This is a genomic window from Streptomyces sp. 2P-4, assembly GCF_030167965.1.
In the GTDB taxonomy this organism is placed as follows: Bacteria; Actinomycetota; Actinomycetes; order Streptomycetales; family Streptomycetaceae; genus Streptomyces; species Streptomyces globosus_A.
Genome location: NZ_CP095012.1, coordinates 30,862 through 57,157, shown reverse-complemented (window position 1 = coordinate 57,157; position 26,296 = coordinate 30,862). Strand labels below are relative to the sequence as shown.

The 26,296-nt window shown below is 76.2% G+C and carries 3 protein-coding genes (1 of these 3 cut by a window edge); all 3 read left to right on the top strand.

What is annotated here, in order from left to right; translation table 11 throughout:
• Tightly spaced (each overlapping or abutting the next), the 3 genes in view from MUK52_RS31185 to MUK52_RS31175 form a layout consistent with a single transcriptional unit that may run on beyond the window.
• Nucleotides 1-10,029: the 3' portion of an SDR family NAD(P)-dependent oxidoreductase gene (locus tag MUK52_RS31185; RefSeq protein WP_284581825.1), read on the top strand. Its footprint begins 9,483 nt before the window's first position; only the last 10,029 of its 19,512 coding nucleotides appear in the window; its start codon lies off the left edge, out of view; the stop codon is at nt 10,027-10,029.
• A complete protein-coding gene (locus MUK52_RS31180) occupies nt 10,026-16,997 on the top strand; it encodes an SDR family NAD(P)-dependent oxidoreductase (protein WP_284581824.1) in 6,972 nt (2,323 codons plus the stop codon). The genes MUK52_RS31185 and MUK52_RS31180 overlap by 4 nt, the downstream gene beginning before the upstream one ends.
• Nucleotides 16,994-26,296, top strand: a complete 9,303-nt coding sequence (locus MUK52_RS31175) for a type I polyketide synthase (RefSeq protein WP_284581823.1) — start codon at nt 16,994-16,996, stop codon at nt 26,294-26,296. The genes MUK52_RS31180 and MUK52_RS31175 overlap by 4 nt, the downstream gene beginning before the upstream one ends.

Sequence of the window (26,296 nt, the reverse complement as noted above, 5' to 3'; positions counted from 1 at the left end):
GCCGGTTCGGTCGCGCTCGGCTCGGTGAAGTCCAACCTCGGCCACCTGGAGTCGGCCGCGGGCATCGCGGCGCTCACGAAGGTCCTGCTCCAGATGAAGGCCCGTGAACTGGCGCCCTCCCTGCACGCGGACGCACTCAACCCGGCTGTCGACTGGGACGGGGTGCCCTTCCGGGTGCAGCGCGAACTCGCTCCCTGGAAGAGCCCCGAACCCCTGCGCGCGGGCGTCAGCGCATTCGGCGCGGGCGGCTCCAACGCCCACCTCGTGGTCGAGGAGTACCGGACGCCGGAGCCGCGGCCCGACACCCCCGCGGGCCCGGACGTCTTCCCGTTCTCCGCCCGGGACGCGGAGGGCCTGCGCCGCGTCGTCGCGGGCATGCGGGCATGGCTCGGCTCGCAGGGCACCGGCGCCGACCCCCGCGACATCGCCGCCGCTGCCGGCGTCCCCGTCACGGCGGTCGACGAACCGCTCGACGAACTGGGCCTGGAGCCGGCCACGATGGTGCGGCTGATCGGCCTCGGCGACGCGGTCGCGGCGGGCGCCGTGCACGGCGGCACCACCCTGCGCGACCTCGCGGGACGCGTCGCGGGCGGCGGCGGCGTCGACCTGCTCCGGTTCGCCCGCACCCTGCAGACCGGCCGGGAGGCCATGGCCCACCGGTTCGCCGTCGTCGCACGGTCCGCGGAGGAACTCACCGAGGCCCTCGACGCGTTCCTCGCCGGACGGCCGGCGGGCCACACCGGCGTCGTGACCGCCGAGCCGGGGGCCCCGTCCGCGCCTTCCGCCGCGGACCCGCACGACACGGCCCGCCGCTGGGCCGCCGGAGAGGCCATCGACTGGGAGGCCGGCCGCGTCGGCACGGTACCCGTGCTGTCCCTGCCCGGATACCCCTTCGCGCGCACCCGCTGCTGGATCGATGCCGTCACTTCGGCCGCCCCCGCCGCCCCCGCCGCCCCCGCCGCCCCCGCGGCCCCCGCCGCCCCGGGGGCAGCGGACGCCGCCACCCGGGGCGCTCGCCTCCGGGACGCCGTCCTGGCCCTGCTGGGCACGGTCACCGGCTACGCTCCCGCCGACCTCGACCCGGCGGAGTCCTTCCACGACCACGGCCTGGACTCCCTCGGGCTCCTCCGGCTCGCCGACGAGGCCTCCACCGCCTTCGGCGTGCCCGTCGGCCCCGACCAACTGCTCGCCACCCCGACCCCCGCCGCGCTCGCCGCCTGGCTGGAGGAGCAGCACCCGGACGCCGTCGCGCCCCTGCGGGCCGGACCCGCCGCGCAGGACGTGCCGGGCCGGGACGATCCCGTCGTCATCGTCGGCATGGCCGGCACCCTGCCAGGCGCACGGAACCTCGACGAGTTCTGGGCGGCCTTCCAGAAGGGCGGCGACCTCTTCAGCGACGTCCCCGCCGACCGCTGGGACGCCGTCGCCCACTACGGGGACCCCGCCCTGCACCCCGACCGGACCCGGATAACCCGGGGAGGCTTCATACCGGACATCGACCGCTTCGACCCGCTGTTCTTCGGCATCTCGCCCCGAGAGGCCCGCTGGATGGACCCCCGGCAGCGGCTGCTGCTGCGTACGGTGTGGTCGGCGCTGGAGGACGCCGGCATCGACCCGGCCCGCCTGGCCGGCAGCAACACCGGCCTGTTCGTCGGCGCCGGCTCGTCCGAGTACGCCGAACTCGTGCAGCGCTCGGGCGCGGCCGCCGACGCCTACTCCTCGACCGGCCTCACCCCCTCCATGCTGGCCAACCGCATCTCGTACCACCTCGACCTGCGCGGCCCCAGCGAACCCGTGGACACCGCCTGCTCCAGCTCGCTCGTGGCCCTCCACCGAGCAGCGGAGGCCCTGCGGCTCGGCCACTGCGACACGGTCATCGCAGGGGGCGTCAGCCTCATGCTGTCCCCGGTCACCTTCGCCTCCCTCGAACGGGCCGGCATGCTCAGCCCCGACGGCGTGGGCCGGGCCTTCGACAAGGACGCCAAGGGATACGTGCGCGGCGAGGGCGTCGGAGCCGTGGTGCTCAAGCGCCTCAGCCGCGCCCTAGCCGACGGCAACCCCGTGCTCGCCGTCCTGCGCGGCACCGCCGTCAACCACGGCGGCCGCTCCAACTCGCTGACCGCGCCCAACCCGCGCGCCCAGGCCGAGGTGATCGTGAAGGCCCACCGCGAGGCGGGCGTGGACCCGGCGACCATCGGGTACATCGAGACGCACGGCACCGGCACCGTCATCGGCGACCCCGCCGAGACCAACGGCCTGCGCCAGGCCTTCGCCGAGCTCTACCGGGACTGGGGCCATCCCGCCCCGGCCGCCCCGCACTGCGCCCTGGGTGCCCTGAAGAACACCATCGGCCACCTGGAGCCGGCGGCGGGAATCGCCGCCGTGCTGCGCGTCCTGCTGTCGCTGCGGCACGGACGGATCACCGGGGACCCGCACGGCCCGGAACGCAACCCGCACCTGGCGCTGGAGGGCACGGCCTGCGAGATCGCGGTCGAGGCACGCGACTGGAAGCCCGCGGCCCCCGGTGTCCCGCGCCGCGCCGGGGTCAGCTCCTTCGGCTACGGCGGGGTCAACGCCCATGTCGTGCTGGAGGAGTACCCGGCCGACGAGCCGGCGCCCTCCGGCCGCCCGGCGGTGTTCGTCCTCTCCGCCCGCGACCCGGAGCGGCTGCGGGCAGCCGCCCGCTCCCTCGTCGACGCCCGGGAAACCTGGCAGCACGACCTCGACGGCACCGCGCGCACCCTCCAGTGCGGCCGCACGGAACACGCCGAACGCCTGGCGTTCGTCGCCGACTCGGGAGAGCACGCGGTGGCCGTCCTGCGCCGCTACCTCGCCGGAGACCCCGCCGGAATCCACCAGGGGCACGTGGAACGGCACGCCGACCGCGCCCCGTTCGACGGGAGGGGCGACGAGGAGACCGCCGCGGCATGGGTGCGGGGCGCGACGGTCGACTGGTCCGGCCGGTGGGAGCGGCTGCCGAAGCTGCGCCCGCTGCCGCCGTACCCCTTTGCCGCCGACCGGCACTGGTTCACCGACGGAGCCGCGGCGGCGCCGGCCGCCGAGGCCGTCCCGGCACCGGACCCGGCGGGCGGCAGCGGGGCCGCCGCCCCGACCTCCGGCTCCCAGGATGCCGACGGCCCCGCCGGCCCGGCACCCGTCAGCCTGTTCACGGCCGCATGGGTGGCCGAACCCGTACCGCCCGCCGCCCCCCACACCGGCCGGGTGCTGGTCTTCGGCGACCTGCCGGTCCCCGGCGCCGTGACCGTACGCGCCGGATCGGCGTACGCCGACGAGGGCACCACCGTCACGATCCGTCCCGGCGAAGCCGAGGACTACGCCCGGCTGCTCGCGGCCGGAGCGGACCGCATCGTGCACCAGTGGCCCCTGCTCCACCCCGAACGCCCCGAGTTGGGGCTGGAGTCGGTCTTCCTGCTCGTACGCGCCATGGCGGCCTCCCGGGCCGCCGCGCGGATCCAGGTCCTGGTGCCCGAGGGCGCGATGGCGGAGGCCTGGGGAGGGTTCGACGCCTCGCTGCGCGCCGCGCTGCCCGGTACCGCCTTCGGTGTCGTACGTGTCGCCGGCCGGGTCGAACCGGCCGCCCTGCTCGCCGAGGCGGCCGCCGAGCGGCTCTCCTCGGCTGCGGTCCGGCTCTCCGCGGACGGCCGTACCGTACGCGTGCTCACCGAGGCCGACCCGAGCCCCGTCACCCCGTCCCCGCTGCGTCCGGGCACCGTCCACCTGGTGACCGGCGGCGCGGGCGGCCTCGGACTGCTGCTCGCCCGCACCCTGCTGGCACGCGGCGCCCGAGTGGCGCTCACCGGCCGCTCGCCGGCCGCGGACCGGGCCGGGCAGCTCGCCGGCCTGCGTGCTCTCGGTGAGGTCGCCTACTACCAGGCGTCCGTGGAGGACGAGGCGGCCATGGCCCGCGTCGTGGCGGATGTCAAGGAGAAGTGGGGTGCCCTGCACGGGGTGTTCCACCTGGCGGCGACCGCCTCGCGCACTCCTCTCCCGGGCAAGGACCTCGCGGAGTTCCGCTCCCACCTGCGGGCCCGCTTCGAGGGCACCCGGGTCCTCGACGAGGCGACCCGTGACGAACCGCTGGACCTGTTCGTCCTGTACTCCTCGCTGGCCGGGCAGCTCGGCGACTACGGACTGGTCGACTACGCCGTCGGTGCCCGCTACCTCGACGGCTTCGCCGAGGAGCGGGAGGCCCTGCGCCGCGCGGGCCGCCGCAGCGGGCACACGGTCTCCGTCGACTGGCCCATGTGGCGCGCCGGAGGCATGCACGTCGATGCCGAGGACGAGCGCCGCTACCTCGCCGACACCGGCTTCCGCTACCTGGAGGCGGAAGAGGGGGAGCGGCTGCTCGACCTCGTCCTGAGGCTGGGACGCCCCCAGGTCGCCGTCCTGCCCGGCGAGCCCGAGCGGATGCGCGGACAGGTCGCCGCGATGCGGCTCCGGGAGCACGGGAACGACACCCGCCGGCCCGCCCCGGCGCCCGCTCCCGCGGGCCCTTCCGCCGCCTCCGCTCCCGTACCCGCGGGCGAGCTGACCGGGCAGCTGCGGGAGCTCGTCGCCCGACTGGTCGGCCTGGAGCCGAAGGCACTCGACCCGGAGGCCGGCTTCGGGGAGTACGGGCTGGACTCCTTCGGGCTCCAGTCCCTCTCCGCGGCCCTGGAGGAGCGCTACGGCATCTCGGTGCCGACGACGGCCCTGTTCGCCGAGAACACCGTCGTGCGTCTCGCCCGGTACCTTCTCGCGGAACACCTCCGGCCGTCGGCCGGACCCGCGGCCACCGCCGTCAGTCCCGCCGTTCCGTCCGCCGCTCCGTCCGCCGCTCCTTCCACCGGGCCCGTCCGGGACGACGCCGTCGCCGTCATCGGCATGTCCGGACGATTCCCGGGCTCGCCGGACCTGGAGGGGTTCTGGCGGCATCTCAGGGACGGCGACGACCTCGTCACCGAGACGCCGGCCGACCGCTGGGACTGGCAGGAGGTGTCCCGGCGCTTCGGCGGTACCGCCCGCTGGGGCGGGTTCCTGGGCGACGTCGACCGGTTCGACGCACGGTTCTTCAAGATCTCGCCCGCCGAGGCAGAGGTCATGGACCCGCAGCACCGGCTGTTCCTCGAACACACCTGGACCGCCCTCGAAGACGCCGGCTGCCGGGCCGACCGGCTCGCGGGCCGCCGCGTCTGCGTGTTCGCCGGCGTCCAGTTCAACGACTACGAGTCGATGGTGCTGCGCGGCGAGCAGGTCAACCCCCACGCGGGCACCGGGCTCGCGCGGACCATCCTGGCCAACCGCATCTCGTACCTGCTGGACCTCAAGGGCGAGAGCGAGAGCATCGACACCGCCTGCTCCAGCTCCCTGGTGGCACTGCACCGCGCCGTCCGGTCCCTGCGCGCCGGGGAGAGCGAACTCGCCGTCGCCGGCGGCGTGAGCCTCGTGCTCTCGCCGCAGACCGTGGTGGCCGGGAACCAGCTCGGGGTGCTCTCCCCGGACGGCCGGTGCAAGGCGCTGGACGCTGCGGCCGACGGATACGTCAAGGGGGAGGGCGTGGGCGTCCTCGTCCTCAAGCCGCTCTCCCGCGCCCTCGCCGACGGCGACCGGGTCCACGCGGTGATCCGCGGAAGCGCGGTCGGCCACGGCGGGCACGCCTCGTCGCTGACCGCACCCAACCCCGAGGCCCAGGCCGCCCTGCTGGTCGAGGCGTACGAAGACGCCGGGGTACCGGTCGAAACGGTCTCCTACACCGAACTCCACGGCACCGGAACCGCCCTCGGCGACCCGGTGGAGATCGACGGCCTCGTCCGGGCCCACCGGGCCCTGGCCGGCGGACCCGCCACGCCCTGCGGCATCGGCACCGTGAAGAGCAACATCGGACACCTGGAGCCCGCCGCGGGCATCGCCGGCGTCATCAAGGTGGTGCTGGCGATGCGGCACCGCACGCTGCCGAAGACCCTGCACCTGAACACGCTCAACCCGCGCATCGATCTCACCGGCACACCGTTCCGGCCCGTACGGCGGACCGCCCCGTGGGAACCCGCGGCGGCCGACGGCACGCCGCTGCCGCTGCGCGCCGGCGTCAGCTCCTTCGGCTTCGGCGGGGTCAACGCCCACGTCGTCCTCGAAGAGGCGCCCGCCGGCGCGCCCCCGGCCCCGCCGCGGGACGACGCCCCGGAGGTGTTCCTCCTTTCGGGCAGGGACGAAGCCGCCCTGCGCCGGTACGCCGCCGCGATGGTGGAGTTCCTCGACGCGGACGCGGACGCGGACGGGGACGCAGACGCGGACGGGGACGCGGACGCAGACGCGGACGGGGACGCGGACGCGGACGCAGACACGGGCACGGGCACGGGCACGGACGCCGGGGCGTCGCTGGCCTCCCTCGCGTACACCTCCCAGTCCGCCCGCGTCCCCATGGCCGCCCGGCTCGCCGTGGTCGCCCGCTCCACCCGAGACCTGCGCGAACAACTGGCCGGCTTCCTCGCGGCCGAGCGGGCCCCCGCCGGCGCGGACGCCGACCACGCCTGGCTGTCCGAACCCGAGGGAGCCGAGTACCTCGCCCGACTGGTCCGGGAGGGACGGCTCGACCGGCTCGCCCGGCTCTGGCAGGACGGCGCCGACATCGACTGGACCGCGCTGCGCACCGTCCGGCCGCCGCTGGCGTCCATGCCGACCTACCCGTTCGCCCGCGAACGGCACTGGCTCACGGCACCGGCCGCGACCGCGGGCGCGACCGTCCCGCAGGACCCCGCACTGCTCCTGGTCAAGCGGTGGGAGGCCGCCCCGCTGGCCCCGGCCGAACTGCCCGCGGACATCGTGGTCCTGGCCCGCGCCGGGAACGAGAACCTCGCCGAGAAGGCCTTCGGGCCCGCCGCCACGGTGGTCCGCATGGACGACGGCGACGCGGACGCCGCCCGGCGGATCGCGGAAGCCGCCCGCGCCGCGACGGCCCTGGTCGACCTGACAGACCTGGCCGACCCCGACCCGGCCGACACCCCGCAGGCCGTGCCGGAGCCCGACTGGGCGCGGATCGCGCTCCTGCGCGAGCTCGTCACCGCGAACCGCACCCGGGGCTTCACCTACCTCCACCTCACCCGGGAACTCGCCGCGTTCCGGACACAGCGGCCCACGCTGCGCGGAGCGGCCCACGCGGGCCTCGTCAAGATGCTCACGGCCGAGTACCGCGGCCTGGCCGCCCGCACCCTGGACCTCGACACCCTGGAGCCGGACGCGCTGCGCGAGGCGGTCGCCGCGGAACTCGCGGCGGCCGACCCGGTGACCGAGGCCTGCATACGGGCCGGCGTGCGGCACCGACCGGTGCTGCGCTCCGCCGACGCGGCGCCCGCCCGCGCCGACTGGTCGGCGGACCTGGCAGGCCGGACCGTCGTGATCACCGGAGGGACGGGCGCACTGGGCCGGCTCCTCGCTGCCCGACTCGTCGAACGGGGTGCCGACCGGCTCGTGCTCCTCGGCCGTACGGCGCTGCCCGCCCGGAGCGAGTGGCCCGCACTCCTCGCGGACCCCGGCACCGACGCGGCCCTCGCGGCCAGGCTGCGCGACCTCGCGGCCCTCGAACGCCCCGGGGTCCGGATCGCGATCGAGTCCGGCCCGCTGGACGGGGTGGCCGAGGTGCTCGACCGTGCACGGCGCGAGCTCGGCCCGATCGCCGGGATCGTGCACTGCGCCGGACTCGGCGTCATGCGCGACCCGGCGTTCATCGGCAAGCGGACCGAGGACATGCGGCGGGTCCTGGAACCGAAGACCGCGGGACTGCAAGCCGTCCTGGACGCCTGCACCGGCGACGAGCTGCGCTTCGTCGTGCTGTACTCGTCCGTCGCGGGCGGTGTGCCCGCGCTGGCCGTGGGCCTCAGCGACTACGCGCTGGCCAACTCCGTGCTGGACCGCGTCGCCGAGTACCGCACCGCCACCGGGGGTGAGGACGCCCCCGTCGTCCGGTCCGTCCAGTGGCCGAGCTGGCGTGCGGCCGGCATGCCCGAGGTGGACACCCCGGCGTACCGGGACCTCGGCCTGCGCACCCTGGCTCCGGAGACGGGTCTGGACCTGCTGGACCGTGCCATGAGCGGTCCCGACCCGGTCGTGCTGCCCTGCGTCGTGGACGCCGGGCGCTTCGACGCCGCCCGGCTGCTGGAGGTGCCCGCGCCGGCTCCGCCGGCCGCCCCCCGCACGAGCGGGGAGCCGGCCGCGGACCGTCTCGCCCGCCGGGTGACCGCGGTGCTCGCCTCGACGCTCCGCATGGATCCGGCCGAGATCGGGCAGGATGCGGACTTCGCCGACCTCGGCGTGGACTCGATCATGATCGCCCAGATCCTCACCGCGCTGGAGCGGGAACTCGGCGTCGTCGCGGAGCCGTCGACCGTCCTGGAGAACCCGACCGTGGCGCTCCTCACGGAGGCGCTGCGCGATCTCGTGCCGGACGTTCCGGACGCGTCCCAGGAGGCCGACCCGGACGGCCCGCCCACCGCCGCGCCCGCCGCCCAGGTCCCGGCCCCGGTGGCGGCCGAGGCCCTGGAGGCCGGCGGTCCGCGCCCCGCAGGGGGAGCGGCCAGGCGCGAGGACATCGCCGTCATCGGCATCGCCGCCCACTTCCCCGGTGCGCCCGACCACGCGGCGTTCTGGCGAAACCTGATGTCCGCCACGGACTCCGTCACGGAGGTGCCGCCCTCCCGCTGGGACACGGACCGCTTCTGGCGCCCCGACCCGCAGCCCGGCACCAGCGTCAGCAAGTGGGGCGGATTCCTCGACGCCGTCGAGGACTTCGACCCGGAGTACTTCCGGATCGACCCGGCCGGGGCGGCGTACGTCGACCCTCTGGTCCGGCAGGTCCTGGAGACCGGAGTGGAGTGCCTGGCCGATGCCGGGCTCACCCCGCGTGAGGTCGCCGGCCGGCGTGTCGGCGTCTTCGCGGGAGCCCGGGCGGCGAACTACGGAGCGCACGTCGCCGCGGCCGGCCCGCACGCGATCAGCGGAATGGCGCAGAACTTCATCGCCGCACAGCTGTCCCACCACCTCGACCTGCGCGGACCGTCCGTCGTCGTCGACACGGCCTGCTCCAGCGCGCTCGTCGCCGTGCACATGGCCGCCGCCGCCCTGCGCACCGGCGAGTGCGACCTGGCCTTCGCGACCGGGGCCGAGATCCTCCTCGACGAGGTGCCCTTCGTCGGGATGAGCGGGGCCGGTGCCCTGTCGCCCACAGGGCGCTGCCACACGTTCGACGAGCGGGCCGACGGCATCGTGCTCGGCGAGGGCGCCGGTACGCTGCTGCTCAAGCGGCTCTCCGACGCCCTGCGAGACGGCGACCGGATCTATGGCGTGATCGAGGGCAGCGCCGTCAACAACGACGGCCGCACCATGGGCATCACGACACCGAACCCGCGCGCACAGCGCGAGGTGATCGAGGCGGCCCTGGCCGACGCCGGTGTCTCCCCGGCCCTGCTGGGCTACGTGGAGGCCCACGGCACCGGCACCATGATCGGTGACCCGATGGAGCTGAAGGCACTCACCGAGGCCTTCCGCGCCCGTACCGGCGAGGTCGGCTTCTGCGGCGTCGGCAGCGTGAAGACCAACATCGGACACACCCTCAGCGCAGCCGGCATGGCCGGGCTGATCAAGGTTCTGCTGTCCGTCCACCACGCCCAGCTCCCGCCGACGCTGCACTGCGCGACCCTCAACCGCCGCTTCCGCTTCGAGGAGTCGCCGCTGTTCCCCGTACGGGAGCCGCGCGCGTTCACCGGCCGCGACGGTACGCGCAGGGCCGCCGTCAGCTCTTTCGGCTTCGGCGGCACCAACGCCCACATGGTGGTGCGCCAGGCACCCGGGGCCCACGTCCCGGTGCGTACACCGCTGGACCCGCCCCGCTACCGGCGGCGGCGCTTCTGGTTCGACGCGCCCGCCGCCGTACAGCCCGTACAGCCCGTACAGCCCGTACAGCCCGCGCAGACGCCGGCAGCGGCCCCCGCGCCGTTCTTCGAGCTCCAGTTCTCCGCCGTGCCGGAAGGAAAGCAATGAACCTGTTGGACGGTCTGACCTGCACCGTGGTGGTGCGCGGCACCGACCCGGTGCTGCGTGACCACCGCGTGCACGGCACGCGCATCCTGCCCGGAGTGTCGTTCCTCGACATGATCTACCGGATCCTGCGCGCCCGCGGCGTCGACACCTCCCGCGTGGAACTGCGCCGCGTGCTGTTCCGCAACCCCGTGGCCGCCGGGCCCGACTTCGACACCGAGCTGCGGCTGCAGTTCTCGGCGGACGCCGAAGGCCACCGGGTCCTGGTCACCGGTACCCGCCGCCCCACCGGCGAGACCGAGCCGGTCCTCGACTGCCGCCTCCACCTGGACGTGCCGTTCCCGGCCGAGGCCGTGGACCTGTCGGCCCTGCGCGCGGGCCTGCCCCGCACGGCCGACATGGCCGACCTGTACGCGCTCGTCCGCCGGACCGGCATCGAGCACGGAGCGTTCATGCGCGCCCGGGGCACCCTGCACGTCGGTGAGCGCGAGCTGCTCGCGGACCTGGCGCTGGGCCCGGAGGCCGCCGCGTACGCGGAGTACTTCCACCTGCACCCGGCAGCGCTGGACTCCTCGACCCTGCTGCCGACGCAGTTCGCCGCGGCCGGGGCCGACGAGGGGGCCCGGCCCTACATCCCGATGCTCATCGACTCCTTCCGGGCCCGCGGGCCGCTCGGGAGCCGCACCCTGGTGCACGCCACCCCGCCCCGTGCCACCGGACCGGACGGCGATCTGACCACCTGTGACCTGCGCTTCCTCGACGCCGACGGAGCCGTCCGGCTGTGGCTGCGCGGCCTCACCTCCAAGCGGGTCCGGGAGGAGGACGCCATCACCCGGCTCGACGGCGCCCCGCGCGCGGCGGAGCCCGCCGCGACAGCAGAGGCCGGAGCGGCCCCCGATCAGCGGACCGCGGCGAGCCTGGTGCACGGCCTGCTCGCCGAACGGCTCGGCCGTACCGCGTTCGACGAGGAGGCGGGCTTCTACGAGCTGGGCCTGGACTCGACGGCGCTGCTGGGCATCGCCGCCGATCTGGAACGCGCGTACGGCACCGACTTCTCGCCCACTCTGCTGTTCGAGCACAGCACCTTCGAGGACCTCGTCGCCTACCTCGGTGCGTACGAGTTGCCGGCGGACGGGGCCCGCCGGGCAGTCGGCGCGCCGCAGGAGCAGACGGCAGCCGGGGACGCAGGCGAGGAGGCGCCCTCCGAGGTGGTCTGGTTCGAGCCCCGCTGGCGTGACGCGCCCCTGCCGCCGGTGCAGGACCCGGCGCCGGCCCCGGTCCTGACCGTCGACTCGCGGACCGGGCGCGACGCGGAGGCACTGCTCACCGGGCACGAGGCCGCGGACGTGCTCTGGATCCCCGCCGATCCGCACGACGTCGAAGGCGAGGCCGTCGCCCTGACCGGCTTCGCGGCCGCCCTCCTGCGCACCCGGCGCGGCCCCGCGCGGATCGTCTGCCACGTCCCCCCGGGCGCGGAGGCCTCCGCGGTCTCGGCTCTGCTGCACACCCTCCACCGCGAGCAGCCCGGCGTGCGCGCCTCGGTGGTGTGCTCGCCGGAGCGCGCCGACGCCCTCGCCGAACTCGCCGCGGGCGTACCGGACACGGAGGTGCGCTACGAGGCGGGCAGGCGCCAGGTGCGCGAGGTACTCCCCGTGCCGGCCCCGGACCGGCCGGCGGCACTGCGCGACCGGGGCGTGTACCTGATCACGGGCGGCCTCGGCGGAGTGGGCCTGTCCCTCGCCCGGCACCTGGCGCGGACCGTTCGCGCCCGGCTCGTGCTCTGCGGACGGACGGCCGGGGACAGCACGCGGACCGCCGCGCTGAGCGCCGAACTGACCGCCCTCGGCGCCGAGGTGCAGGTGGTCGGAGCGGACGTCTCCCGTGCCGAGGACGTCCACCGCGCGGTCGGCCTCGCGCTCTCCCGGTACGGCGCGCTGCACGGGGTGGTGCACGCCGCCGGCGTGCTGCGCGACGGGCTGATTGCGGGCAAGAGCGCCGCGGACGTCCGTGCCGTCCTGGCGCCCAAGGTCACCGGCGCCCGCCTGCTGTACGAGGCCACCCGGGACCTGGGCCTGGACTTCCTCGTGCTGTGCTCGTCCACGGCCGGTGCCTGGGGGAACCGCGGCCAGGCCGACTACGCCTGCGCCAACGCCTTCCTCGACCGGTTCGCCGAGGGCAGGCCGGGGGTCGTGTCGATCGGATGGCCCGGCTGGTCGGACGGCGGCATGCCGCTCGACGACCGTGCACTGCGCCTGATGGGGCTGCGCGGCATGGACACCCCGACCGCGGTGGACATCATGCTGCGGGCCGTCGGCAGCGGCCGGCCGCACCTGGTGGCGCTCGTCGGCTCGGCGTCCGAGATCACCGAACGGTTCACCCCCGCCGCCGCGGCCCCCGCGGCCCCGGCCCCTGCCCCGGCCGATTCGGAGGAGGCGGCCCCCGCGCCCCACCCGCCGGCCGTCGGCGCCCGCGCCCGCGCCCGCGACGCGGACGACGCGATCGCCGTCGTGGGCATCAGCGGACGCTACCCGGGCGCCCGCACCCTCGACGCGTTCTGGGAGAACCTCAAGGCCGGCCGGGACGGCATCACAGAGGTGCCCGCCGACCGCTGGGACCACCGTACGATCCACAGCGACGCCAAGGGCGTGCCAGGGCGCTCGTACGGCCGCTGGGGCGGATTCGTCGACGGCATCGACGAGTTCGACGCCGCCTTCTTCCACATCTCACCCAACGAGGCCGCCGTCCTCGACCCCCAGGAGCGGCTGTTCCTCCAGGAGGCCTGGCACGCCTTCGAGGAGGCGGGACACGCCCCCTCCGCCTGGCGGGGCCGTTCCGTGGGCGTGTTCGCCGGAGTGATGTACAACCAGTACCAACTGCACGGCGTCGGCGGCGAACCGGGGCTCGTGCCCTCGTCGTTCAGCGCCTCCATCGCCAACCGCGTCTCCTACTTCCTCGACCTCAAGGGGCCGAGCATCGCGCTCGACACCATGTGCTCGTCCTCGCTGACGGCGCTCCACCTGGCCGTCGAGGCGATCCGGGGGGGCGCGTGCGAGGCCGCCCTCGCGGGCGGCGTCAACCTGCACGTCCACCCCAACAAGTACCTGCTGCTGAGCCAGTCGTCCTTCCTGTCCACCGACGGCCGCTGCCGGGCCTTCGGCGAGGGCGGCGACGGCTACGTGCCCGGCGAGGGCGTCGGCGTGGTGCTGCTGCGGCCGTTGCGCGACGCCCTGCGCGACGGGGACCACGTACACGCCGTCATCCGGGGGACGGCACTCAACCACGGCGGCCGCACCGGCGGGTTCTCCGTGCCCGACCCGGCCTCCCAGGCCGCTCTCGTCCGCGACTCGCTCACGGCGGCGGGGGTGGACCCCGCCGACCTCGGCTACCTGGAGGCCCACGGCACCGGCACCAGCCTCGGCGACCCGATCGAGATCACCGCCCTGGAGCGGGCCTTCGACGCCCTCGGCGCCGGCCGGGGGCCCTGGCCCATCGGCTCCGTGAAGTCCAACATCGGCCACCTGGAGTCGGCGGCCGGCATCGCCGCCCTCACCAAGGTCGTCCTCCAGATGCGCCACCGCACCCTGGCACCCTCGCTCCACGCCGAACGGCTCAACCCGGCCGTGGACTGGGAGGGCTCGCGGTTCCGCGTGCAGCGCACCCCGGCACCCTGGAACCCGCCTGCGGGGGCTCCGCTCACCGCGGCGATCAGCTCCTTCGGCGCGGGCGGCGCCAACGCCCACGTGGTGCTGGCCGAGCACCCGGCCGTGCCGGGCCCGCAGGCGACGGAGGAGGACCGCCCCCGGCTCTTCGTGCTGTCGGCGAAGGACGCCGCCCGGCTCGACGAGACCGCGGCGCGGATGCTGGCCCACCTCGACCGCGCCGGCCGGGGCGCGGACCCCGAAGTCGTGGAGCGGATCGTCGCCGAGGCCGTCGGCCTGCGGGCCGATCCCGGTGAGCCGTTCGCGGAACTCGGCCTCGACTACCCGCGCCTGACCGCACTGGCCCGCCGCGTCGAGGAGGAGTTCGGCGTCCGGCTCCACATCGACGCGGGGACGACGCCGGCCGAGCTGGCTGGCCGCCTCGCCGGCACCGGCACCGGCACGGACCCGGCGGCACTCGCCTTCACGCTCTGGTCCGGACGCGACCACCTCGACGAGCGGCTCGCCGTCGTCGCGACCACCGCGGCGGAGTTCGCCGACGCACTCCGCACCGGCAAGGGATGCCACCGAGGACGCAGGCGCCGCGGGGCCGCACCGGTCCACGGCGGCGACCTGCACGAGCTGGCCCGGGCCTGGGTCGACGGCGCCGAGATCAGCCTGCCCGCGCCCGGCCGACCCCGGCGGCTCTCGCTGCCCGGCTACCCCTTCGCCCGCGACCGCCACTGGGTCGCCACCGCCCGGACCCCGTCCGCGCCCCTTCCGGGCACGACCGAAGAGGTCGAGCTGCCGGACGGGCACGTCTTCGGCGAGCGGATCACCACGACGCGGCAGCCCTGGCTGGCCGACCACACCGTCGACGGTGCCGTCCTGGTCCCGGGGACGTACTTCGTCGACCTCGCCCTCCGGGCGGGAGCCCGGCTCCACTGCCCGCGGATCGCCGAACTCGTCACCCACACACCGCTGGCGACCACCGAGGCCGACCTGCGCCTCGTCGCGGACCTCCCTGGGCCCGACGGTACGCGCGCCTTCACCATCCACGCCCGCACCGGGGACGGCGGCTGGACGAGCCACGTCACCGGTGTCCTCGCCCCCTCGCCCGAGGAGCCCCCGGCGTCCGCGGCCGTGCCCGCGGACGCCGAGGAGATCGACGTCACCGGCCTCTACCGGACGCTCACGGGGTACGGGCCCGCCTTCCGCGGCCTGCACGGCGCCCGCCGCACCGCCGACGCCGTCTTCGCGGACGTCGCCGTACCCGGCGAAGCCGCCGGCGGGGCGCCCGGGGCGCACGCGCTGCACCCCGTACTCCTCGACGCGGCCCTGCACACCGTGGCCCTCACCTCGGCCCTCGACGGGGACACCCCCTACCTGCCGTTCGCCTGGTCAGGCGTGCGCGTCCACGCCCCGGCGGCGACAGCCGCCCGGGTACGGCTGGTCCACCACCGGCCCGACACGGTCGGCCTCCTCCTCACGGACCCGGCGGGCGCGCCCGTGGCCTCCGTCGACTCGGTGGTGCTGCGCCGGGCTGATGCTCCCGACGAGCCGCTCCACCACGTGGAGTGGCTGCCCGTGGAAGCCCCCGAGCCGTCACCGGGCGCGCGGTACGCGGTCGTCGGCCCGGACCCCGAGGGCATCGGCACCGCCCTGGAGGCCTCCGGGGCGGTGCTGGTACGAGCCGCCGACCTGGACGCCCTGACGGACGTGCCGCCGGTGGTGGTGCTGCCGGTCCCGGCATCACCGGCCGGTCCCGCCGAGGCCGCCCAAGCCGCCCGCGCCCTCGCCGCCGAGGTTCTGGACCGGCTCCGGCAGTGGCTCGCCGGGCGCCGGTTCGCGTCCGCGCGGCTGGTCCTCGTCACCACGGCCCCCGGCCCGGCCACGGCCGCGGCCTGGGGACTGGTGCGCTCCGCCCAGTCCGAACACCCGGGCCGCTTCGGCCTCGTGGACGCCGAGGACCTGGCGCCGCTGCACCGCGCGCTCGGCTCCGACGAACCGCACATCCGCCTGCGCGACGGCCAGGTGCTCGGGGCCCGGCTGGTCCGCGTACCGGCCGCGGCGCCGGCCCCTGCACCCCGCGCGGAGGGAACCGTCCTGGTGACCGGCGCGAGTGGCGCCCTGGCCGGACCGGTGGTCCGCCACCTCGTCGAGCGGCACGGCGTGCGCGACCTCCTGCTGGTCAGCCGCAGCGGCGCGGTACCCGCCGCACTGGACGGGCTGGACGCCCGGGTCGAGAGTGCCGCCTGCGACGTCGCCGACCGCGCCGCCCTGCGGACCCTGCTGGCCGGCCGCCGGGTGACCATGGCCGTCCACGCCGCGGGAGTCCTGGACGACGGGGTGGTCACCGCCCTGGACGCGGACCGCCTGGAGCGGGTGCTGCGGCCCAAGACGGAAGGCGCCGCCCACCTCGCCGAGCTGCTTCCCGAGGCGCAGCTGGTGCTGTTCTCCTCCGTGGCGGGCGTACTGGGCGGCCCGGGACAGGGCAACTACGCCGCCGCCAACGCCTTCCTCGACGCCCTCGCCCGGCAGCACGCCGCAGCAGGCCGCCGGGCCGTGTCCGTGGCCTGGGGGCCGTGGGCGCTCGACGAGGGCATGGCCGCCGACCGGGACCGGATGGCCCGCGGCGGCATCGAACCGCTTCCCACCGGGGCGGCCCTCGCCCTGCTCGACGCAGCCCTGGCCGGACCGCACCCCGCGGTCACCGCCCTGCGACTCGCCCGCGGTCCGGCCACCGCCGTACCGCACGTGCTGCGCAGCCTCGTGCACACCCCCGCGGCGGCCCCCGCCGCGGACCCCGGCCTGGCCGGCCTCGGCCCCGACGAGCGGCGCGCCCGGTTGTCGGCGCTGGTCCGCGGCCAGGCCGCGGCCGTCCTCGGCTACGCGGACGCCGGCCTGATCGAGTCCGACCGGTCCTTCCAGGAACTCGGCTTCGACTCGCTGAGCTCCATCGAGTTCCGCAACAGGCTGGGCGCGGCCCTCGGCATGACCCTGGAGGCCACGCTCGTCTTCGACCACCCCACCCCGGCCGACCTGGTCGCCCACCTCGACGAGCGGTTCGCCGGCGCGTCCGAGGCGGCCGACCTGCCGACCCTGTTCGCGGCCTTCGACCGCCTGGCCGCCGCCCTCACGGAGGCGGCCGCGGACGACGTGTCCCGCGACCGCACCGCGGAACGCGTCCGCGGCCTGCTCGAACAGCTGACACCCCGCACCGCGACGGAATCCGTCACCGCGTTCGCCTCGGCGACCGACGACGAAGTCTTCGCACTGATCGACGCCGAGCTCGGCAGCCCGCTGCCGGGACTGGAGGAACGCTCCCGATGACCAACGAGGACAAGCTCCGCGACTACCTGCGCCGTGTGACCGCGGAACTGCAGTCGACGCGGCAGCGGCTGCGCGACGCGGAGGAGCGATCCGCCGGGCCCGTCGCCATCGTGGGCATGGCCTGCCACTACCCGGGCGGCGTCGAGTCCCCCGACGACCTGTGGTCGCTCGTCGCCGAGGGGCGGGACGGGATCACCCCGTTCCCCGGCGACCGCGGCTGGGACCTGGACACGCTGTACCACCCCGACCCCGACCACCCGGGCACGACCACCGTCCGCGAGGGCGGATTCCTGCACGGCGCGGCCCGCTTCGACGCGGGATTCTTCGGGATATCGCCCAAGGAGGCGCTCCACACCGACCCGCAGCAGAGGCTGATCCTCCAGACGTCCTGGGAGGCCGTCGAACGGGCGGGCCTGGATCCGACTGCGCTGCGCGACAGCCGCACCGGCGTGTTCACCGGGGTCATGCACCACGACTACCCGGGCGCCCAGGGCGCCGGCAGTGTCGTCTCCGGCCGCGTCGCCTACCACCTGGGCCTGCGCGGGCCCGCCATCACGGTGGACACCGCCTGCTCCTCGTCCCTCGTCGCCCTCCACCTCGCCGTCCGCTCCCTGCGCCGGGGCGAATGCGACATGGCCCTCGTGGGAGGCGCCACGGTCATGGCCACTCCCGCGGCCTTCGTCGAGTTCAGCCGCCAGCGCGGCCTGGCCCCCGACGGCCGCTGCAAGCCGTTCGCCGCCGGAGCGGACGGCACCGCCTGGTCCGAGGGCGTCGGCGTCATCGTCGTCGAACGCCTCGCGACCGCCCTCGCCGCCGGCCGCCGCATACTCGCCGTGGTCCGCGGCACCGCCGTCAACTCCGACGGCGCCAGCAACGGCCTCACCGCGCCCAACGGCCCCGCCCAGCAGCGCGTCATCCGCGACGCCCTCGTCGACGCCGGCCTGACCCCCCAGCAGGTAGACGCGGTGGAGGCGCACGGCACCGGCACCCCCCTCGGCGACCCCGTGGAGGCCCAGGCCGTCCTGGCCGCCTACGGCAGGGACCGCGACCGGGCACTGCGCCTGGGATCGGTGAAGTCCAACCTCGGGCACACCCAGGCCGCCGCCGGCATCGCCGGGATCGTCAAGATGGCCATGGCCATGCGGCACGGGGTTCTGCCCCGGACGCTGCACCTCGACGCCCCGTCCCCCTACGTGGACTGGTCGGCGGGCGCTGTGGAACTCCTCGCCGAGGAGGCGCCCTGGCCCGCCGGCACGGAGCCCCGCCGGGCCGCCGTCTCCTCCTTCGGGGTCAGCGGCACCAACGCCCATGTGATCCTGGAGGAACCTCCGCTGCCCGCGGACGGCCGGACCGCCGGACAGCCCGACGCCCGGCGGCCGGCCGCTGCGGCAGACGCCGGGGACGCCCGGGATGCCGCGGACAGCGGGAATGCCGGACGCACCGAGCCGCCCCTGACACCGCAGGCCCCGCCCGGCCCCCTGGCCTGGACCCTGTCCGCCCGCTCCGACGCCGCCCTGCGCGCCCAGGCCGCCGCCCTCGCCGCCTTCCTGGCCGACCGCCCGCAGGACCCGCGCCCCGAGGACGTCGCCCTCTCCCTGGCCACCACGCGCGCCTCCCACGAGCACCGCGCGGCCGTCGTCGGCGGCGACCGGGCCGGACTCCTCGCCGCACTGGACGACCTGGCCGCCGGCCGGCCCTCGCCCGCCGTCGTCGAAGGAGTCACCGGGCCGGCCGGCGGCGTGGCCTTCCTCTTCCCCGGCCAGGGGTCGCAGTGGCGTGACATGGCCGTCGGCCTGCTGGACACGAACGAGGTGTTCCGGGAGCGGATAGCGCAGTGCGAGCGCGCCCTGGCCCCCCACGTGGACTTCCGGCTGACCGCCGTGCTCCGCGGCGAACAGGACCTGGACCGGGTCGACGTCGTCCAACCCGCCCTGTTCGCCGTCATGGTCTCCCTCGCCGAGGTGTGGCGCTCGCTCGGCATCCACCCGGCCGCCGTCGCCGGACACAGCCAGGGCGAGATCGCCGCGGCCTGCGTGGCCGGCGCCCTCACCCTCGAGGACGCCGCCCGTGTCGTCGCCCTGCGCAGCCGGGCCCTGACCGCGCTCACAGGCCGCGGCGGCATGATGTCCCTCGCCCTGGGCGCCGACGAGGCGCGCGACCGGCTCCGCCGCTGGGACGGCAGGCTGTCGCTCGCCGCCGTCAACGGCGCGGCCTCCGTCGTCGTCTCCGGTGACACCGACGCCCTCGACGAACTCCTGGCAGCCTGCGAGGAGGACGGCGTACGCGCCCGGCGCGTCGACGTGGACTACGCCTCGCACAGCGCACACGTGGAAGCCGTCCGCACACAGATCCTCCAGGCCCTCGCCCCCCTCAGACCGCTCGCCCCCGCCATCCCCTTCTTCTCCTCCGTGGAAGGCCGCTGGATCGAGGACGCCGACGCCTTCGACGCCGACTACTGGTACCGGAACCTGCGCCAGACCGTCCGCTTCGACGAGGCCGTCACCGCGCTCGTCCGGCGGGACTGCACCACCCTGCTGGAGGTCAGCCCCCATCCGGTCGTCACGACCGGCGCACAGGAGACCGTCGACGCGCTCGGCACCGACACCGCCGTCGCCCACACCCTGCGCCGTGACGAGGGCGGCCCGGAGCAGCTGCTGCACGCCGTCGCCCGGCTGTACGTGAAGGGCGTGCGTCCCGACTGGTCCGCGCTCTGGCCCGGAGCCCGCCCGACCGACCTGCCCACCACCGCCTTCCTCACCGAGCCGTACTGGATCGTCCCCGGGCCCGGCGCCGGCGGCGCGGGCGCCCTGGGCCTCGACGAGGTCGACCACCCCGTCCTGCGCGCCGCCCTGCCCGCCGCCGACGGCCTGGTGCTCACCGGCCGGCTCGGCCTGGCGTCCCAGCCCTGGCTCGCCGACCACACCGTCGAAGGACAGGTGGTCCTGCCGGGCGCGGCCCTCGCGGAGCTCGCCTCCCGGGCGGCGGACGAGGCCGGCTGCGCCGCCGTCGACCAGCTCACCCTGCTCACCCCGGTCGTCATCCCCGGCACGGGCGACATCCGGCTGCGCGTCGACGTCGCGGCCCCGGCCGAGGACGGCTCGCGCGCACTGACCCTCCACACCCTCGCCGGGGCGGGCCACTGGACCACGCACGCCACCGGCGTCCTGCGGCCCGACGCCGCCGAACCGGCTGCGGCCGCCACCGAGTGGCCGCCGGCCGACGCCGAACCCCAGGACGTCGAAGCCGTCTACGCCACCCTGGCGGACGCCGGCCTGGACTACGGCCCGGCCTTCCGCGGCCTGCGGGCCCTGTGGCGGGGACGCGACGGGGACCTCCACGCCGAGGTCGCACTGCCCGACGCCGCCGAGGCGGGCGCGTTCACCCTCCACCCGGCCCTCCTCGACGCCTGCCTGCACCCCGTCGCCCTCGGCGGCTTCCCCACCACCGGAGACGGCCGCCGCCCGGCACTCCCTTTCGAATGGCAGGGCCTGCGCCTCCACGCCGCAGGCGCCGAGGCCGTGCGCGTGACCCTGTCCGCCGCGGGACCCGACGCCGTGCGACTCACCCTCACCGACACCACCGGGGCGCCCGTCGCCTCGGTCGACACCCTCGTGCTCCGCGAGCTTCCGGCGGGCGCCCTCGGCCGCCCCGACCGCGGCGACGTGCTGCGCCCCGACCGGGTGACCCTGCCGCTGCCCGCCGGAACGCACGAGGACTACGCCGTCCGGGACCCCGAACTCGCCCGAAAGCTGGGCAAGGAGCCCACCGGGGAACCCGCGCGCCACGTCCTCGTACCGGCTCCCACGGGCGAGCCCGGCGAGGCCGTGCGCGGCGCGCTCACCCTCGTCCAGGACTGGCTGTCGGACGACACCCGCGCGGACTCCACGCTCGTCCTCGTCACCCGCAACGCCGACACCGACGTGGCGGAAGCCGCCGTCGCGGGACTTGTACGGTCGGCCCGGCTCGAACACCCCGGCAGCTTCAGGATCCTGGACCTGGCCGATCTCGACGCGGCCACCCTCGCCGCGATCCCGGCCGCCCTCGCCGCGGACGAGCCCCAGCTCACGCTGGCGTCCGGAACCGCGACTGCGACCAGGCTCGTGCGGGGGCTCCCCGCCCCGGCCGCGACCGGGGAGCTCGGCCCCACCCTGGTGACCGGCGCCTCCGGAACCCTGGGACAGCTCGTCGCCCGGCACCTCGTCCACGCACACGGCGTACGCGACCTGGTGCTGGCCGGCCGGCGCGGCGGCGGCGCCCCCGGCATGGCCGCCCTCGTCGAGGAACTGGCCGGGGCCGGGGCGAAGGTCCGCGCCGTCGCCTGCGACATCTCCGACCGCGCCGGCCTCGCGGCCCTGACCGCAGGAGAGCACTTCAGGACCGTCGTCCACGCCGCGGGCGTCCTCGACGACGGACTGGTGACCGGACTGACCCCCGAGCGCGTCGACCGCGTGCTCGCGCCGAAGCTCGACGCCGCGCTCCACCTCCACGAACTGCTGCCCCAGGCACGCCTGGTGCTGTTCTCCTCGGCCGTGGGCATCCTCGGCGGCCTCGGCCAGGCCAACTACGCCGCCGCCAACGCCGGCCTCGACGCCCTGTCCCGCCGCCGCCACGCCGCCGGCCTGCCGGGGACCTCCCTGGCCTGGGGCCTGTGGGACGCCACCAGTGGCATGACCGACGGCGTCGACCGGGACCGCCTGGGCCGCTCCGGATTCCGGCCGCTGCCCACCGCGGACGCCCTCGCCGCCCTGGACGCCGCACTGGCCTCGGACGAGCCGGTGCTCGCCCCGATCCGGCTCGACCCCGGCGCCCTGCGGGCCCAGGGCGAGGACGTCGCCGCGCCGCTGCGCGGCCTGGCCGGGAAGCCGGCCCGCCGCAGCGCCGCTCCCGGCGGAGCCGCCGCCGTCTCCGAACTCGCGGCCCGCCTCGCCGGGAAGAGCGGCCCCGAGCGCCTGCGCACCCTGCTCGACCTGGTCGTCGGACACACCGCCGCCGTCCTCGGACACGCCTCGCCGGAGGCGGTCGAGCCCGGCCGGGCCTTCAAAGACGCCGGGTTCGGCTCGCTCGCCGCCGTCGAACTGCGCAACCGCCTCGCCGCAGCCACCGGCCTGCGCCTGCCCGCCACCCTCGTGTTCAGCCACCCCAGCCCGGCGGCGGTCGCCCGCCACCTTGACGGGCTCCTCGCCGGCACGGCCCCGGCACCCGCGCACGCCGTCCGTGCCGCTGCCGCCGACGAGGACGACCCCGTCGTCCTCGTCGGCCTCGGCTGCCGGCTCCCCGGCGGCGTCCGCACACCCGACGACCTCTGGGAGATGCTCGTTCGCGAACGCGACGGCATCGGCCCGTTCCCCGACGACCGGGGCTGGCCCCTGGAGCGCCTCTACGACCCCGACCCGGCCACCCCCGGCACCGCCTCCACCCGGCACGGCGGCTTCATGGCCGATGCGACCGTGTTCGACGCCGCCTTCTTCGGGATCGCGCCCCGCGAGGCCGTCGCCATGGACCCGCAGCAGCGGATCCTGCTGGAAACCGTCTGGGAGACGTGCGAGGACGCCGGCATCGACCCGGACTCGCTGCGCGGCAGCCGCACCGGCGTGTTCGTCGGCGCCATGTACCAGGACTACGGCCGCCTCCTGGAGAACGCCGCCGCCGAGGGCTTCCTCGCCCCGGGCGTCGGCGGAGGCGTCCTCTCCGGACGGGTCGCCTACACCTACGGGCTGGAAGGCCCGACCGTCACCGTCGACACGGCCTGCTCGTCCTCGCTGACCGCCCTGCACCTCGCCGCCCAGGCGGTGCGGGCGGGAGAGTGCGACCTCGCGTTCGCCGGCGGAGTCACCGTCCTGTCCACACCGGTGCCCTTCGTCGAGTTCAGCCGCCAGCGCGGACTGGCCGCCGACGGACGCTGCAAGCCGTTCGCCGCCGCCGCCGACGGCACCGCACTCGCCGAGGGCGCAGCGGTGGTGCTCATCGAACGCCTCTCCCGGGCCCGCGCACAGGGCCACGAAGTGCTGGCCGTCCTCCGCGGCAGCGCCCTCAACTCCGACGGCGCCAGCAACGGCCTCACCGCCCCCAACGGCACGGCCCAGGAGAACGTGATGCGCGCGGCACTGGCCGCCGCAGGCCTGCGCCCCGCCGACGTCGCCGCCGTCGAGGCGCACGGCACCGGGACGGCCCTCGGCGACCCCATCGAGGCACAGGCGCTCCTCGCCGTCTACGGCCAGGACCGGCCGGCTCCGCTGCTGCTCGGATCGCTCAAGTCCAACGTGGGACACGTCCAGGCGGCCGCCGGCGCCGCCGGAGTGATCAAGGCGGTCCTGTCCATCCGCAACGGCCTGCTGCCCCGCAGCCTCCACATCGACGAGCCCTCCCCGCACGTCGACTGGGCCTCCGGCGACATCGCCCTGCTCGACCGGGCGCGGCCGTGGCCCGAGGGGACCGCACCGCGCCGCATGGGAGTCTCCTCCTTCGGCATCAGCGGCACCAACGTGCACGTCCTGATCGAGCAGGCACCGGCACCCGAGGACACCCCGGCGCCGCTGCCGCCCTTGGACGGAGTGCCCTGGCTGCTGTCGGCGCGCTCCGAGCAGGCCCTGCGCGAACAGGCCCGCCGCCTGCTGGATTCGGACACCGCCGACGTCCCCGCCGTGGCGCGGGCCCTGTCCACCACCCGGTCCGCCCACCGCCACCGGGCCATGATCGGCGGCGCCGGTCCAGAGCACAAACGCGCAGCCCTCGCGGCCCTGGCGTCCGGCGGCCCGGCCGACGGCCTGCACCTGGCCCGCGCGACCGGCCGGCGGCTCACCTTGCTCTTCACCGGGCAGGGAAGCCAGCTCCCCGCAATGGGAAGGGGCCTGTACGAGGCCTTCCCCGTGTACGCGCAGGCCTTCGACGAGGTGTCCGCGCAGTTCCGGCTCGGCACCCCGCTGCGCGAAGCGGTCTTCGAGCGGGACGACCTGCTGGACCGCACCGAGTACACCCAGGCGGCCCTCTTCGCCGTCCAAGTCGCCCAGTTCCAGCTGCTGTCGAGCTGGGGCGTCACCCCCGACCTCCTGATCGGGCACTCCGTCGGCGAGCTCTCGGCGGCCTGCGTCTCGGGCCTGATGACCCTCGCCGACGCCGCCGCCCTCGTCACCGCCCGCGGTCGCGTCCTCGGCCGGCTGCCCGCCGGAGGGGCCATGGTGGCCGTGCGGGCGACGGAGGAGGAGACCCTCGCAGTCCTGGAGGGCCGCACCGACCGCGTGGGCATCGCCGCCGTCAACGGCCCCCGGTCGGTGGTCCTGTCCGGCGACGAGGAGGAGGTCCTGTCGGCGGCCCGGGAACTCGCGGAGCGCGGCCACCGCACGCGCCGGCTGCGCGTGGACGTCGCGTTCCACTCGCCCCGTGTGGACACAGCCCTCGCCGAGTTCCGGGCCGCCGCCGCCGAGGTCCGCTTCGGGCGGCCCGCCGTCCCGGTCGTCTCCACCGTCCGCACCGCACACGCGATGGACACCCCCGACTACTGGGCGGACCAGCTGCGCGGCTGCGTGCGCTTCCTCGACGCCGTCCGCGAAGCCCACGGCAGCGGGGCGACGGCCTTCCTGGAACTCGGGCCCGACGCCGTCCTCGCACCTGCCGCCGAATCGTGCCTGCCCGGCCTCCCGGTGCGCCCCGTGTCGCTGCTGCGCCGCGACCGCGACGACGTCCGCACCGCCGCCGAGGCGCTGGGACGCCTGCACACCCACGGAGTGGAGGTCGACTGGCAGGCCGTCCACGCGGGGCGGCCGGCCACCCCGGTGCGGCTTCCGAAGTACGCCTTCCAGGGCCGCCGCCACTGGCCCGAACAGCCCGCCGCAGCCCAGGCCGCACCCGCACCCGCACCTGTGCCCGAGGCGCAGGCACAGCCGGCGGAGGGGGCGCCCGCGCTCGCCCCGCTCTGGTCGGCCGTCGAGAGCGCCGACCTCGGCACCGCCCTCGACCTGCTGGACCTGCGGGGCGACGAGACGCCGGCCCAGGTCCTCCACGCCCTCGGGCGGCTCCGCTCCGGAGTGACGGCACCGGTCCTCGAAGCGGCGCGGTGGACGCGGGTGCCGGACGGCCCCGCCCCCGGGCTCGCCCACGACATCGTGCTGCTCGCCCCTTCCACGGGCGGCGAGGAACTGGCCGACGCGGTCGCCGGCACCCTGGTCCGGCACGGAGCCCGGGTCCGCTCGGGCGGTGCCGGGCGCCCGGATCTCGTACTGGCCCTCCCCGGCACCGAACCGGCCGCCGAGCCGGGGGTCCCCCGGTGGGCCCTCGTCGACGGCGACGGCGCGGTGCCCGCCTGCGACCACACCGTGATCCTCCCGAAGGACCTCGCCGCGCCCGCGCGGCGCCGCCTGTGCGCGGCCGTGGCCGGCGGGTACCGGGAGGCGCGGATCGATCCCGACGGGTTGTTCGTGCGTGCCTACGAGCCGTTGGTCCGGACCGGCGTGTGGCGTCCCGAAGGGGACGTCCTGGTGGCCGGCCCGGCTGACGCGCTCACCGCCGCGATAGTCGACGCCGTGCTCGCGTCCGGAGCCCGCTGTCTGGTGGCGGGCGGCGCCGACCGCCCCACCGGTGCGCTGGCCTTCGGCGACGTGGCGGAGGCCGCAACGCTCACGGCCGCGATCGTCCGGGCCGGGAGCGGCTTCGAGGACGTGCGGGCACCGCTGGTGGCAGTCGTGTCCCTGGGGGAGACCGTGCAGGAAGCGGCAGGCTCCCTCGCCGCGGCGGTCCACCCCGGCCTCGATCCGCGGGCGGCGGTGGCCGGGCTGTGGCGGGCGATGTCCACCGGGGAGACGGCCGTACGCCTCCTGGACACCGCTCCGGCGTCGCCGGCCGCGGGGTCGGCGGCTGCCACGGCAGAGCGGGCGGGCGCCGTGCCGGAACCCGCCGAGACCGCGACGGCCACGGCAGAGCCGGCGCCCCCCGCACCGGTGCCCGAGCCCGAACCCGAACCGAAGTCCGTACCGACGCCCGAGCCCGAGCCCGACGGCTCGCAGCCCCGGGACTCCGCACTCCGGGCCACCCTCGCGGAACTCCCCCGCACGGAATGGGCGGAGGCCGTGCTCGGCGGTGTCCGGGGCCTCGCGGCCGCGGTGCTCGGGTACGAGTCCGCGTCCGAGATCGACGCCGAGGGCGAGTTCCTCGACATGGGCCTGACGTCGGTGACCGCGCTCGAACTCCGCGACCACCTGACCGGGCTGACCGGCCTGGAATGGCCCGCGGACCTCCTCTACGAGTACCCGACCCCGCGCGAACTGGCCGACGCCGTGGCCGACCGACTGACCGCGCCCGCTGCCTGA